This is a genomic window from Corynebacterium sp. L4757 (assembly GCF_043673995.1).
Classification (GTDB): Bacteria; Actinomycetota; Actinomycetes; order Mycobacteriales; family Mycobacteriaceae; genus Corynebacterium.
In genome coordinates, this window is record NZ_JBIMEN010000003.1 from 26,095 (window position 1) to 39,893 (window position 13,799).

Here is a 13,799-nt window from a genome sequence, read left to right on the forward strand (position 1 = left end):
CTTGCCGGCTCAAACTGGCCTTTTGCCGTGATTCTGCGCTTTTAGAATCTTGTCACCAGCAATGATGTTTTGAGCCCGTTCGCACATTCGCAGCTGCCAGACAGCTTTTTGCAACGAAACATTAGGCGACTTGCTGCTTAACAGTTCGTGTAAAACCCAGGAGGCTTTCCTGGATGCCATTTCGGGGCTGCTTCAGGAAATGGTGACCGCTACAGATATAAATTCAGTTTCAGCCCCTCGGGCTAATTCTCTAAAAGTCCACCATAATTAGGGTTGTGGAGGACGAAGGCTGCAACGAGGTGCGGTGGGTCACTTTTTGTTTTCGATAGGACCCTGATAGCGTTTCCGGGGTTATCGCCTATAGGGCAAATACTAGAAAGTCGGGCACCCCATCCCGGCGGACTCTGGAGGAGCACAGTGACTAAGGCAAGCACCCTGAATACCGCTGCGATTGATTCAGCCAGCGTAGATAACTCGATGGATAGCGACTGGGCGAAGGAAGTGCGGCAACTAGCGCGCGAGCGCAATGCGGTGATCTTGGCGCACAACTATCAGCTGCCTGAGATTCAGGACGTGGCAGACCACGTCGGAGATTCCTTGGGACTTTCACGCATCGCCTCTGCAACGGACGCCGATGAAGTGATCTTTTGCGGCGTGCATTTCATGGCTGAGACCGCCAAGATTCTCTCGCCCGACAAGCGTGTGTTTATCCCCGATGCAAATGCTGGATGTTCTTTGGCGGACACGATTAATGCGGAGCAACTGCGCGAGTGGAAAGCAGAACACCCGGACGCGGTCGTGGTCAGCTACGTCAATACCACGGCTGAAGTGAAGGCTTTGACGGATATTTGCTGCACCTCTTCAAACGCGGCAGATGTGGTTTCTTCTATCGACCCAGAAAAGGAGATTCTCTTTCTGCCAGATCAATTCCTGGGCGCGCACGTGCGGCGTGTGACAGGTCGTGACAATATTCATGTCTGGATGGGTGAATGCCACGTTCATGCTGATATTTCACCACATGACTTGGTGGATACCGTTCGCGCCAACGAGGGTGCAGAGCTCTATGTTCACCCAGAATGCGGTTGTACCACCAGTGCTTTGTGGATGGCGGAATCTGGCGAAATCCCTGGGGATAGCACCAAGATTCTCTCGACCGGCGGCATGTTGGAAGAAGCTAAGACGACCACCAGTAACCGAGTTCTGGTTGCCACCGAGATTGGCATGCTGCACCAACTGCGCAAAGCCAACCCCACCACCGAGTTCATGCCAGTCAATCCGCAGGCAGCGTGCCCGTACATGCAGATGATTACCCCGGCGAAGCTGCTCGATTGCCTGCGCTATGGCCGTGATGGAGTCTTCGTCGCTGAAGACATCGCTAACGCAGCACGCGGTGCGGTCGAGCGAATGATCGCAATCGGCAACCCGGGCGGAGGCGAGTAAGCGCCCATGACAGCAGAACTTATTACCCCGCGTGAGGTATTTACCGAGACCACCGGTGTGCTGATTATTGGTTCGGGCGCTGCTGGTTTATCCGCCGCGCTCGCTCTGCGTGAAGCCGACCCAGACCGTCCCATCACGATCATCACCAGAGCTGATCCTGCTGATAGTTCAACCGCGTGGGCACAGGGTGGTCTGGCAGCGGTTACTTCACCGGAAGACTCATTTGATTCCCACATTGAGGACACACTGGCCGCCGGCGCTTTTCACGGCGATTCCGATCGCATCAGCGAGCTCGTCCACCAGGCTGGAGAATCCATCAGTCGCCTTGAATCCTATGGTGCTCACTTCGATGCCGGCCTTCATTTGGAAGGCGGGCACAGTCTTCGTCGCATCATCCACGCTGGGGACCACTCCGGTTGGGAAGTGGAAAAGACCCTCCTGAATGCCGCGGCTGAAAGCGGCATCCGCATTATGTCCCATACCCGCGCGATTGACCTTTTGACTACTACTGATGGCGCTGTCTGCGGTGCGCGCGTGCTCCGCAACGGTCAGGTAGGCAGCTTGCTTGCCGATGACGTCGTGCTCGCCGCCGGCGGCTCCGGTGCCCTGTGGACGCTGACTTCTAACCCGGCCGTGGCCACCGCCGATGGACTGGCCATGGCAATACGCGCGGGAGCTGAAACCCGGGATATTGAGTTCATGCAATTTCATCCAACGGTGCTGGCTGTCCCACGCACCGGCGGGCGTGATGTGCTCATTTCCGAAGCAGTCCGCGGTGAAGGCGCAGTGCTTACCGATGCCCACGGCACCCGCTTCATGCTCCACCGTCACCCGCAGGCAGAGCTTGCACCGCGTGACGTGGTTTCCGCTGAAATTTTCGCACATCTGGAGGAAACCAATACCGACCACGTCTTTCTCGACGTTCGTTCTATTGAAGATTTCCCAACGCGCTTTCCAACCATCCATGCAGAGCTGCTCAAGCGCGGCATCGATGCCACTGTCGATCCCATTCCAGTACGCCCTGGCGCGCACTACCACTGTGGTGGCATCGCGGCGGATCTTGACGGACGGACTAGTCTTGCTGGGCTTAGCGCCATCGGCGAAGTTGCTGGCACCGGGGTGCAAGGAGCGAATCGGCTCGCCTCAAACTCCTTGACTGAAGCCCTCGTGGCAGGACATCGCTGCGGGATACGCCTGGCAACCCCCAAGCGCGCCACGACACGGCAAACCCCTATCGCTCGCCGGCACATCGCGCCTATTGACGGTGCTGCATCTATCCGTGCTGCGATGGACGAGTTTATCGGGGTCAGCCGCAACGATGCCGGTCTGAGCATCGCGATAGAAATCCTCTCATCGTTGCCACAGGCCTCGGAACTGAATGACGCGAGCTTAGATTCAACAAATATGGCTTGGGCTGGACTTGCCATCGCCAGTGCCGCACGTGAGCGAACCCAATCTTTAGGCTGTCACCGCCGAAGCGATGATGCGCCCATAGCAGCTACCAAATACCACCACGCAGGAGTCCGATAATGACTACGTCACTAGCCGCCACAATCCGTCAAGCACTAGAAAGAGCTGGCCTTGATTGGGATGCAACCCGCGCTCACGTCTCTGCAGTTCTCGATGAGGATCTTGCCTGGGGACCAGACGCAACGACCATTGCCACCATCGGAAGTGATGCCACCGGTACCGCGGAGATTGTCTCCCGTGAGCTCGGCTGTTTGGCTGGGGTGCCCATCGCAGCCTTAGCCCTGCAAATCACTGCTGAGCGTGATGGCGTGGACTTGGATATCGAGTTACATAAAGATGACGGTGAAACCGTTGACACCGGCCAGCCGATTCTGCGTGCAACGGGCTCAGTACGCACATTATTGACCGCGGAGCGCACCGCTTTGAACTATGTCTCCCAGCTATCGGGCGTAGCCACGGCAACCTATGCCTGGACCCAAGCACTTCAGGGAACAGGCATTGTTGTTCGTGATACCCGCAAGACAGTTCCAGGCCTGCGCATTTTGCAAAAATACGCAGTACGCTGCGGCGGCGGAGAAAACCACCGCATGGGGCTTGGCGATAGCGCGCTAATTAAGGACAATCACATTGCCTCTACAGGTTCTCTAGCCGCAGCTTTTACCGCTGTGCGGAGCGCATTCCCAGATCTTCCCGTGGAAGTCGAGTGCGACACCCTGGAGCAGGTCGCCGAGGCGGTACACGTCGGCGCCGAGCTGATTCTTCTGGACAACATGGCACCCGACATTGTTCGAGAAGCTGTCGCAATCACTCGACCAGCTGGTGTGCGCACAGAAGCCAGCGGAGGCATCACACTCGACAGCGTTGCAGCGTATCGGGATACCGGTGTTGATTACATCGCCGTTGGCGCGTTGACCCACTCCAGTCGAGTGCTCGATCTAGGTTTCGATCTTGCCTGATCCCAAGTTAAGATGCGGTCTGAACTGCTAAAACTCCAGCGGTAATTCATACTCTTGTGCTCGAGTTTGTGACGCTTGTTCTTTTCTTTGATCCGTAGCATTGGCCAGCGCCGCAGTGGATGTTGAACTACAGTTGGACGCGCACGTACAGCGCCGTGGGGCGTGAAGAAAAGGCACTGCGAGGGACGGCGACGTTGAAGATTGTTGCGCACAGGGGCTATTCGGGAAAATACCCGGAGCTGAGCCCGTTGGCTTTTGAAAAGGCTCTGGAGCTGCCTATTCATGGCATCGAGTGCGATGTGCGCATGTCACGCGATGGCAAGGTCGTGGTCAACCACGACGCAACATTGGATCGCACATCCAACCGCAACGGTAAGATTTCGGCGCTGGATTGGGCTGAGATTAAGCTCGCCGATATCGGCAGCGATAAGCACCCCAAGCAGTACCCGATGTTGTTGGATGAGCTTTTAGAGATGTGGGAACCCAGCGGGCAGCATATCTATATTGAGACGAAGCACCCCGGAGCTGGCGGTGACATCCTCGAGGAGCAGGTGGTGCTTCGCCTGCGTTATGCAGGGCTTGCCGATGACCCCCGCATCCACATCATCTCCTTCTCCCATCGAGCTATTCGCCGGATGAAATCCCTGGCACCGGACATGGATCGGATCTATCTGCGGCGCGATTGGCAGCGGCATCTTAAGAAGGCGGAATTGTTGCTGTCGGAACCGACCGGTCTTGGGATGTCACTTTTGCGCGGAAAGCTGCAGCCCACGGATATTGGGGCGCATGGGTTGCCGACGTACATGTGGACTATCGATAAGCCCGAGGACATGAAGTGGGCGTGGGCCAATGGAGTCGATATCCTGGCGACCAATCAGCCGGAAATAGCGCTCCACGCGATTCAAATATAGGAAACTTCTACTCTGTGCAGCAGGCATTAAATACCTCACTGTATCGTGTAGGGCATGGCCAAGAAGAAAAAGAACAAAGAAGAACTACCTGAGGGTATGTCCCGCCGCCAAGCCAAGCTTGCTGCCCGTGCGGCAGAGCGTGCGGCTTTGGAAAAGGACCCACGACCATTTGGTGGTTTCGCGTCTGAAACCCAGCTTATTGCGATGCAGGAATTCGTTCCTTCCGCAACCGCGAAGCTGAGTGTTAAGGGCATTGACCGCGACGTTTATGTTTGCACGATTTTGCCGGGTGCATCGGCAGCTATGGTGCGCGATACGGAAGCTGGCGGCGACGCATATGTTGCGCTGCAGGTTCGTACCCACACCCACAACCCAGGCCGCGACCTGGCTTATGCTTTGAACTGGGTAAAGAACGCCAATGATGGCGATACCCTAGAATCCACCGCTGCTGATGGCGTGCAGCCAGATTTGAAGGACATCCTGGATGAGTCCGCGGTCCTAGAAATCACTGACCACCAGGACTTCGCATGGTGGATGCCAGAAGGCACCCAGATGACCCCTGAGATTGCTCAGACCCTGAACCAGGCGAATGAGACTGTTATTGAATCTCACCAGGTTGGTGCGGATATTGACGGTACGTTGTTCTGGGCAGCCTCCGGTGGCGACAAGGCACATGTTCGTTGGGTCTTCCCAGTCGAGAATGAAACCGGTGTTCTGAACGCGATTGCTCGAGTTGCTGCCCGTGGTGAAATGAACCTGGGCGAGGGCACCAAGTTCGCTGGTGTCTTCCGCACCCACGGTTTGATTGCACCTGTCTTTGACGTGCAGCAGGACGTTGCTTATGACTCTTATGACGCTGAGCTTGCCCGTGTGGAGAAGGCGTTGAAGGCTGAGATCGACAATGATGCTCAGCTGAATCCTGAAGAGCGCAAGCAGCTAGAAAACCTCAAGTCCCGTCAGGTGACCCTGCGCTAATCACGCTGTAGCAACGAAAAGCCTGCTTTCCTTTTCTCCGTATCTTAAGGAGTAAGGAAAGCAGGTTTTCTGCTTTGTGGATTTACTGCATCGAGCTAAAGAGCTCTTGCGCGCCTGCCTCATCCCATAGGACGACATTGCCGACGGCGGTGTCCATGAATCCCGAAATTGGAATGGTTTGGGTTTCCACACCCGACGACATTGCCAGCGCAACGCGGGCTAAGTGCCAGACGTGGTCATCTTCATTAACCAAGAATGATGATGCTGTGTGGTTGACCAAGGAGACCGCGCGGAATGGGTTAGCTAGCGTGGCGGGAGACGTGATCTTATCCAGCAGCGCTGCGAAGAATTCGCGTTGGCGCTCCACGCGGTCCAAATCACCCATAGCGGTGGCGCGCGTGCGGACATAACCGAGCGCATCAGAGCCTTCCAAGTCCTGACAGCCAGCAGCCAAATCAATGCCGGCGAGCGGATCCAGAATCGGTTCATCCAGGCAGATATTGACTCCGCCGACGGCATCAACCACATTGGCCAGGCCGCCCATGCCGATTTCGGCATAGTGGTCAATACCCACACCGGTTGCTTGTTCCACGGTTTGCGCAAGCAGCTGCGGGCCACCATAGGTAAACGCAGCGTTGATTTTATCCTCGCCAAAGCCGGGGACGTTGACTAAGCTATCGCGTGGAATAGATACCAGCTGGGCAGTGCCGGAATTCGGGATATGCAGCAACATGATGGTGTCAGTGCGCCCAACACCAACGTCGCCGCCGGTACCCAGCTGAGCTTGTTCTTCTTCACTCAAGCCTTGACGGGAGTCAGAGCCGACCAGGAGCCAATTCGTGCCGGAGCCACTGGAGGAACTACCTACCGGAAGCGCATCGGTGCGCTCCAGGCGGGAATCGGTCCACAACACAAATGCGACGAGCGCGATAATAAGTGCAAAGACGATCCAACCGGTGCAACCGAAGAAGCGCTTGACCGGATTACCACGCTTACGGCGTGCACCGCCACGGCGTGCGCCGCCGCGACGCTGCGGTTGCCGTGGTGACTGATCGCCGACATAGCCCGCGCCTTGGTATTGGCGCTGGACTGGAGCCTGTGCTTGCTGCGCCTGTGGTGGTTGTCCGGGCTGCTGAGACTGCTGTGTTGGCTGATAGCCCTGCGGCGGCATCTGCTGACGGGGTCGGCCGTGAGCTGTGCCAGCACCCAGGCCTGCTGCGCCGGCGCCGGCCGCTCCGGCACCAGCAGCACCGCGAGGGCCGATGTCATAACGGGTTTGCTCAGGCTGGCTCGAAGAACGCGGGTTAACAGCGCGAAAGGATCCCTGGCTCGGGGAGTTGGTATTATTCGCGCGCGATTGCGAGGTGCGTCCTCTGCTAGCGCGTCCGTCGTTGGCGCGTCCGCCATTGGCTAGGCCACTTGAAGATCGGGAGTTGGAAGACTCACGGCGCATGACGGGGCGGCCGTAGCGGTCGCGGAGCGGTTTGCCATCGGCGCCTAAAACATAGCGTGAAGAATCATTCGCCGGTCCTTCGCCAGCACGGCGGGACTCGCGGCGGGGATCACGGCCGGAATCATTCATGGCCTTAAGACTACAAGCCGTAGGCAACGATCCAGAACTATTCGAGCGTGAAGCGGGATAAGTCTAAAGGCCAAAGATAGAGAGATCCCCAAGTAATGAATAGCCAAGAAAAGCGACGGCATCAATAAGGAAATGTGCGATAACCAGCGGCCAGATGCGTCCGGTGCGGTGATAGAAGTAGCAGAAGACAACACCCATGATGATATTGCCGAAGCCCGCGGAGACACCTTGATAAAGGTGATAGGAACCACGCAATATCGATGATGCGGCAATCATGGCGGGAAGCGACCAGCCGAGGTATCGCAGGCGCGTCATCAGATACATGACTACGACGATTTCCTCGCCGAAGGCATTAGCCCCGGACCACAACAACAAAGTGGGCGCTTCAACCCAGGGGTTGCTAAAAGCGGTGGGGATGATTTCCTTGGATAGTCCCAGGTGTACTGCGGAGACATAGAAGACTAAGCCCGGAATGCCAATGAGCGCAGCAAGCCCTGCGCCCCAGGCGGCATCTTTGCTCTCTGGACGCGAGAGTATTACCCCAGACCCCGCGAGCAAAAAGAGCGCGAGTGCGCCATAGGCAAAGAGCACTCCGGCAGAACACAGCTGGAGCGCGATATCGAGCCACGCTAAATCCGATTGCGGCGCATTCAGCGTGACGCTTTGCTCATTCAAGGGCGCCGGATCTAGTAGTGAATCCACCAGGCGCAAAATGGCGCGCACGCCAGAAATGCCAAAAGTAATGGCTAAGACAATGAGGATCTCAGCGCGGATGCGTGAATGAGTGGGCACTATTGATGGACCTTTACTCATGCAGGTTTAACGCCACAGCCAACAACTGGGCTTCATCTAATGTCACTGAGCCTACTTGAACCCCCACTGGCCGCGAGCGGCCAGTGGGGTCTTGTGCGGCATCAACCGACCATGGAATTGAAACTGCGGGCAGGCGGGCGACATTAAAAAGTGAGCCCCACGGGGACCATCGGGTTTGCTCAGCGAAATTCTCTTCATGTGACAGGTTTAAGAACGTGCCAATTGGCGGCGGGGTATAGGCCAGCATCGGCGTGAGAATGGCATCGACCTGCCATGCATCAGCTAGTAGGCGGGGAAGACCGCGGGCGTGGCGGAGGGCATCGGCAAGCATGGCTACTGACACCTTTAACCCCTGTTGCCGTACCCATTCAAAGTAGCCTTCACCAGGTGCCATGCCCGCCAGACGGGAAGTGAAGATATGGCGGAAGGCCTCAAAGGTGACGTCCGCGGTGGGATAAGGATTGATGTCAATCACCGGATAGCCAGCAGCTTTCAGTGTCGCAGCGGCTTCATCCACCGCACGCAGATGCACCGGGTCCACGTTGACTTGTGCAAAAAGCGGCGTGCGCAAAACACCGACGCGCGCCGGGGCTTTGCGTGGTGTGATGTCATGCAAGAAAGCGGAATCAGCAACGCTGCGGGTAATAAACCCCGAAACGCCCAAGTCATTGCCGGCTGGCTTAAACCCCACCACGCCGCACGCTGCCGCCGGGACACGCAGCGAACCGCCACCATCGGAGCCTTGCGCCGCGCGGACCAAACCGCGGGCAACCTGCACCGCTGCACCACCGGAAGACCCACCCGGGGTCGCGCCGGGATGTAGCGGATTAACCGGATGCGGCATATCCACGGGCTCACAATCCACACGCAGGCCCAGCTCAGGCGTGGAAGACTTGCCAATGATATGGGCGCCCTGGGCCTCTAGATTCTCGATGAGGGGATCTGTGACCATCGAGTTATATGCGCGGTGCCGCGAACCCAAGGATGTGGGCATACCTGCGACATCATTGAGGTCTTTCGCGGACATGATCCACCCCTTTAATCGGCCCTCACCTGGTGCGGGGCGGGTGAGATCAATATAGGTAAAGCCATGCTCTTCAGGCGTTAGCCCTGAGATATCTTGTGCCAGCTGCGAAAGGCTAAACCGTGAATCCATACTGATTAACGTTAGTAGTTTAAATTGGTAGGCATGACTTCAACCGTGGCTTTCTTGGGACCTAGTGGAACGTTTACTGAGGCAGCGCTGGTTGCTTTTGAACAAAGTGGCGCCGTTGACAACGTTGAGCAGATGCCGGTGAATTCGGCATCTGAAGCGTTTCGCGCGGTACGCGAGGGGCGCGCGGACTACGCGTGCGTGGCGATTGAAAACTCCGTTGATGGCGCGGTGACCACTACCTTTGATGCGTTTACGGAAGGCGAGCCGGTGCAGGTCTACCGTGAGGTGGACCTGGAGGTCGCCTTTGCCATCATGGTGCAAAAGGGCATGCAGCTGGCCGATGTGACAACCATTGCCACCCACCCGGTTGCCTACCAACAAGTACGTGGTTGGTTGGCTGAAAATATTCCAGACGTGAAATTCCAGCCGGCCTCGTCCAATGGCGCGGCAGCGGAGGCGGTTGCCCGTGGGGAAGTAGACGCGGCGGCCGCGCCACAGCGCGCGGCAGATATTCATGGTCTCGATGTGCTCGCTTCTTCAGTGGCAGATGTTAAGGGTGCGACCACCCGCTTTGTGCTGGTGGGATTGCCGGGCAAGCCCACCCCGCGCACTGGCAATGATCGGACCTCGGTGGTCTTTACCGTGCCAAATGAGCCGGGTAGCTTGGCGAGCATCCTGCAAGAATTTTCTTACCGCAACGTGGATATGTCGCGCATTGAATCCCGCCCGACGCGCAAGAAGTTCGGTACTTATCACTTCTTCATTGACCTGGTGGGGCACGTGGATGATGAGCCTTTGGCAGAAGCCCTGCGTGCATTGTGGTTGCGCACCGATGATTTGCGCTTCATTGGGTCGTGGCCGGCGGCTGATGAGTCACGCCCGCAGTTGGACACCACGGAATTTGATAAAGCCACCGATTGGGTAGCGCGGGTGCGCAAGGGGCATTAGATTTGTATGCATGACTGGACGAATCATCCTGCTGCGCCATGGCCAAACCTTTTCCAACGTTGAGCGTTTGCTGGATACTCGTCCACCCGGGGCCGAGCTGACAGAGCGCGGCCGCCAGCAGGCGCATGACGTGGGCATTGAATTATCCCACTTGGTTGGTGCCAATAATGGCGATCAGGGGCGTCTGCGCGGATTCGTCTGTTCTGTCGCGTTGCGTGCACAACAAACCGCGATGCTGGCCGCGCGTTCTTTTGAACAAGCAGCTGAACTACCTGAATTCCACGTCAATGTGGACGTTGCTATGGGCATCCATGAGGTCTTTGTGGGCGACAATGAGATGTCCAATTCCGAAGACACTCACCGTGAATACTCGACCGCACTGCGCGGCTGGCTGGATTGCGACAAGGCCGCGCGCTGCCCAGGCGGTGAGAATTACGAAGACGTACTTGCGCGCTACCAGCCGGTACTGGAAGATATCGCTGCTGGATTAGGCGATGAGGAAGACGTCGTCGTGGTCTCTCATGGCGCGGCTATTCGTTTGGTTGCTACTCATGCCTCCGGTATTGACCCAGACTTTGCTTTTACCGGATACCTGCAAAATTGCCGCTACATTGTGCTCGAACCGCGCGCGGAAGAATTTGGTAAGTGGACCATTACCCGCTGGGCCGATACTGAGCTGGAAGATTAACCCGTCCCTGCGCTTTGCTCCATCATGAATTGAGATTTTCATGATGGAGCATTTTTTTATTGCCGGGGGTAGCTGAAATACCCCTTACGCGCCTTTCTGACCAGTGGTTTAACTTTCTTTCCTGTGTAATTCTTTCTTATTGTTCAACAGTCGCCTATCATGATGCGCATCACAATTTAATGCGACCCCCATCACGAAAGAGAGTCACCGTGAGTGATGAAACAGTAGCTGCGGCTAAGAATCCGCCACGTGGCATAGGCGCCATGGCGGGCGCCATGTTTCTCATGGCAACCTCCTCCATTGGTCCGGGCTTTTTGACCCAGACTTCCGTATTCACCGTCCAGATGGGCGCCTCATTCGCATTCGCGATCCTGCTGAGCATCCTTGTGGACATCTGCATCCAGCTCAATGTGTGGCGCGTCCTCTGTGTCTCCGGCATGCGTGCGAATGAGCTGGGAAATACTGTTCTTCCAGGACTGGGATGGTTCCTGGCCATCTTGGTCTTTATCGGCGGTGCGGTGTTTAATATCGGCAATATCGCTGGTTCAGGACTGGGCCTCAATGCAATGCTGGGGATTGATGCCCGTATTGGTGGCGTGATTGCCGCTGCCATCGCTATCTTCATATTCTTATCCAAGAAGGCCGGCATCGCGCTGGACCGGATCGTGGCGGCGCTGGGCGCCATCATGATTCTGCTCATGCTCTATGTAGCCATTGTTTCCCAGCCACCAGTGGGTGAGGCCCTGAAGAATACCGTGATGCCAGAAGAAATCGACTTCTTTGTCATCACCACCTTGATTGGCGGCACAGTGGGCGGCTACATCACTTTCGCCGGTGCGCACCGTCTCATTGACAATGGAATGACTGGCCGCGAGCACGTCAAGGACATCACGACTACCTCCGTCATGGGCGTGATGATTACCGGCATTATGCGCGTGCTGCTCTTCCTGGCTGTGCTTGGCGTGGTCAGCACTGGTGTTGCCCTGTCTGAAGACAACACCGCGGCTGATGCTTTCTATCACGCTGCTGGTGAGTTCGGCCTGCGTGCATTCGGTGTGGTTCTCTTCGCCGCTGGACTGTCTTCCGTCATCGGTGCTTCGTACACCTCGATTAGCTTCGTTACCACGCAGAAGGTTGCACCACGTACCCGCAACTTCCTCACCGTGGGATTCATCGTGGTGTGTACCATTTTGTTCGTTATCTTGAACTCCGCACCGCAGCAGCTGCTCATCTTCGCAGGTGCGTTCAACGGAATCATCCTGCCAATCGCATTCGCGATGGTCATGTGGGTAGCCTTCCGCCGCCCTGACCTGCTTGGTGGCGTCAAGCACCCAAAGTGGTTGCTGATTGTGGGTGCCGTGGCACTGATTCTGGAAATCTTCATTGGCTTTAAGGCACTATCGGGCATCATGGATATGTGGAGCTAGCAATGGATAAGGCAGCAATGACAGCAGCGCAGGTTCGTGAGATCGCACGGACTGAGCCGATGGCTACAACCTCCGGTTATGCCGCAGGGTATATGCAAGCAAACCTGCTGGCGGTCCCGAAAGAATACGCGTTTGATTTCCTGCTTTTTGCCCAGCGCAACCCGAAATCCTGCCCGATAGTTGGCGTGTTGGAAGCCGGCGAATTTAGCTCAGCGTTGCTTCCTGGTGGTGATATCCGTACTGATATTCCCGGCTATCGTATCTTCAAAGATGGGGAGCTGGTGGAATCGGTGAATGATGCCACCGACTACTGGGGCGATGACATGGTCGGATTCCTCATTGGCTGTTCTTTTACCTTTGAAACCGCGCTGGTAGACAATGGCATCACGCTTGCGCACGTCGAACAAGGCCGCAATGTGGCCATGTATAAGACCAATATCGAATCAGCGCCTGCAGGTGTGTTCTCTGGACCGATGGTGGTATCCATGCGGCCGATACCGGCAGACCGGGTGGTTGATGCAGTGCGCATCACCTCCCGCTATCCATCAGTTCATGGCGCACCAGTGCACATTGGTGACCCGGCGGTGATTGGAATTTCAGACCTTGATTCCCCGGATTTTGGTGAGGCAGTGGAGATTCCCGAAGGTCATGTGCCAGTATTCTGGGCATGCGGAGTGACGCCACAAGCTGTGGTGATGAATTCACGTCCACGGCTGGCCATTACTCATGAGCCAGGGAAAATGCTGGTTACTGATGCCCGGGATGTGGAATACCAAGTCCCTTAAGCGCACTCTGTACGAGTGCGCGTTTAAAGGACGAAGCGAATGGAATGATAAGCCTTGAGGAGGCTGTCGCGGGAGACTGCGGCAGCCTCCTCACGTTTTCCCTCAGCAATGAGCGTGGCAACCTGGACATTGTAATCAATGTGGGTTCTGTGGATTTCTGGAATCTTGGGTAGTACCAGCAGGAATGTTAGGCGCATGCGCGCGAGCAGATTCTGCATCTGCTCATCCAAAGTCTGTGAACCCAGCGATGCCACGAGCGCGCGGTGGAAGAGCTGGTTGATGCTTGATACCGATTGATCTTCACCTTTATCAGCAAAGCGGCGCGCAGATGAGGCCAACTCAACAAGCCGGTCTGCCGCTGGGAAATCGCCCCACAGGACACCGGCGTGTTCCAGCGCCATGCGCGCGAGGTAGAGGTCTTTGACGTACTCAGGATCTGGCACAGCGATGGATACGCCACGGTTGGGGATGCGTTCAATCAGTCTTTCTGAAGCCAGTTCCGTAAATGCTTCCCGAAGGGTATTGCGGGAACATTCGAAGCGTTCAGCGATTTTCACTTCGCTGAGCTTCTGACCAGGCTGGAATTCACCAGCAGAGATTGCATCCCGGATAGCGGATGCGACAGACTGAGAAAGCATAGGCAAAGTC

13 protein-coding genes are annotated in these 13,799 nt (G+C 56.5%); 9 read left to right on the forward strand and 4 right to left on the reverse strand.

What is annotated here, in order from left to right:
• The first annotated feature begins 477 nt into the window (after window positions 1-477).
• From nadA to ACG98I_RS04945, 5 genes are all read left to right on the forward strand, one after another.
• Entirely contained in the window at window positions 478-1,440 is a 963-nt protein-coding gene (gene nadA / locus ACG98I_RS04925) for a quinolinate synthase NadA (protein ID WP_394719284.1), read from the forward strand.
• A 6-nt stretch (window positions 1,441-1,446) separates the two neighbouring features.
• Window positions 1,447-2,970, forward strand: a complete 1,524-nt coding sequence (gene nadB, locus ACG98I_RS04930) for an L-aspartate oxidase (RefSeq protein ID WP_394719232.1) — start codon at window positions 1,447-1,449, stop codon at window positions 2,968-2,970.
• Window positions 2,970-3,866 (forward strand): carboxylating nicotinate-nucleotide diphosphorylase, encoded by an 897-nt coding sequence (gene nadC, locus ACG98I_RS04935; protein ID WP_394719230.1) that lies wholly within the window; start codon window positions 2,970-2,972, stop codon window positions 3,864-3,866. Before nadB ends, nadC begins: the two co-directional genes overlap by 1 nt.
• A 194-nt stretch (window positions 3,867-4,060) precedes the next feature.
• Window positions 4,061-4,777: a glycerophosphodiester phosphodiesterase family protein gene (locus tag ACG98I_RS04940; protein ID WP_394719282.1), complete on the forward strand. Its 717-nt coding sequence runs from the start codon at window positions 4,061-4,063 to the stop codon at window positions 4,775-4,777.
• Window positions 4,778-4,831: 54 nt separating this feature from the next.
• On the forward strand, window positions 4,832-5,752 hold the full coding sequence (locus tag ACG98I_RS04945) for a DUF5926 family protein (protein ID WP_394719228.1): 921 nt from the start codon (window positions 4,832-4,834) through the stop codon (window positions 5,750-5,752).
• Between the two features lie 82 nt (window positions 5,753-5,834).
• On the opposite strand, the gene ACG98I_RS04950 is transcribed toward ACG98I_RS04945, so the two are convergent.
• The 3 genes from ACG98I_RS04950 to ACG98I_RS04960 all read right to left on the reverse strand — a co-directional run bounded on the left by ACG98I_RS04950 (window position 5,835) and on the right by ACG98I_RS04960 (window position 9,303).
• Complete coding sequence (locus tag ACG98I_RS04950; protein ID WP_394719227.1) at window positions 5,835-7,334, reverse strand: LCP family protein; 1,500 nt, start codon at window positions 7,332-7,334, stop codon at window positions 5,835-5,837.
• A 63-nt stretch (window positions 7,335-7,397) separates the two neighbouring features.
• The gene (locus ACG98I_RS04955) at window positions 7,398-8,147 is read right to left on the reverse strand and encodes a CPBP family intramembrane glutamic endopeptidase (protein ID WP_394719225.1); all 750 of its coding nucleotides are present in this window, start codon (window positions 8,145-8,147) and stop codon (window positions 7,398-7,400) included.
• Complete coding sequence (locus tag ACG98I_RS04960; RefSeq protein ID WP_394719224.1) at window positions 8,140-9,303, reverse strand: amidase; 1,164 nt, start codon at window positions 9,301-9,303, stop codon at window positions 8,140-8,142. Before ACG98I_RS04960 ends, ACG98I_RS04955 begins: the two co-directional genes overlap by 8 nt.
• 33 nt (window positions 9,304-9,336) lie before the next feature.
• Between ACG98I_RS04960 and pheA the strand changes: the two genes are divergently transcribed.
• The 4 genes from pheA (at window position 9,337) to ACG98I_RS04980 (ending at window position 13,151) form a co-directional block, all read left to right on the forward strand.
• Window positions 9,337-10,251, forward strand: coding sequence for a prephenate dehydratase (gene pheA, locus ACG98I_RS04965; protein WP_394719222.1), 915 nt, complete (start codon window positions 9,337-9,339; stop codon window positions 10,249-10,251).
• Between the two features lie 10 nt (window positions 10,252-10,261).
• A complete protein-coding gene (locus tag ACG98I_RS04970) occupies window positions 10,262-10,939 on the forward strand; it encodes a histidine phosphatase family protein (protein WP_394719220.1) in 678 nt (225 codons plus the stop codon).
• 263 nt (window positions 10,940-11,202) lie between these two features.
• The gene (locus tag ACG98I_RS04975; protein ID WP_394719280.1) at window positions 11,203-12,366 is read left to right on the forward strand and encodes an NRAMP family divalent metal transporter; all 1,164 of its coding nucleotides are present in this window, start codon (window positions 11,203-11,205) and stop codon (window positions 12,364-12,366) included.
• 2 nt (window positions 12,367-12,368) lie between these two features.
• Window positions 12,369-13,151, forward strand: coding sequence for a putative hydro-lyase (locus tag ACG98I_RS04980; protein WP_394719218.1), 783 nt, complete (start codon window positions 12,369-12,371; stop codon window positions 13,149-13,151).
• Window positions 13,152-13,174: 23 nt separating this feature from the next.
• Here ACG98I_RS04980 and ACG98I_RS04985 read toward each other — a convergent pair whose 3' ends face one another.
• Entirely contained in the window at window positions 13,175-13,789 is a 615-nt protein-coding gene (locus ACG98I_RS04985) for a GntR family transcriptional regulator (protein ID WP_394719217.1), read from the reverse strand.
• Between the last annotated feature and the right edge of the window lie 10 nt (window positions 13,790-13,799).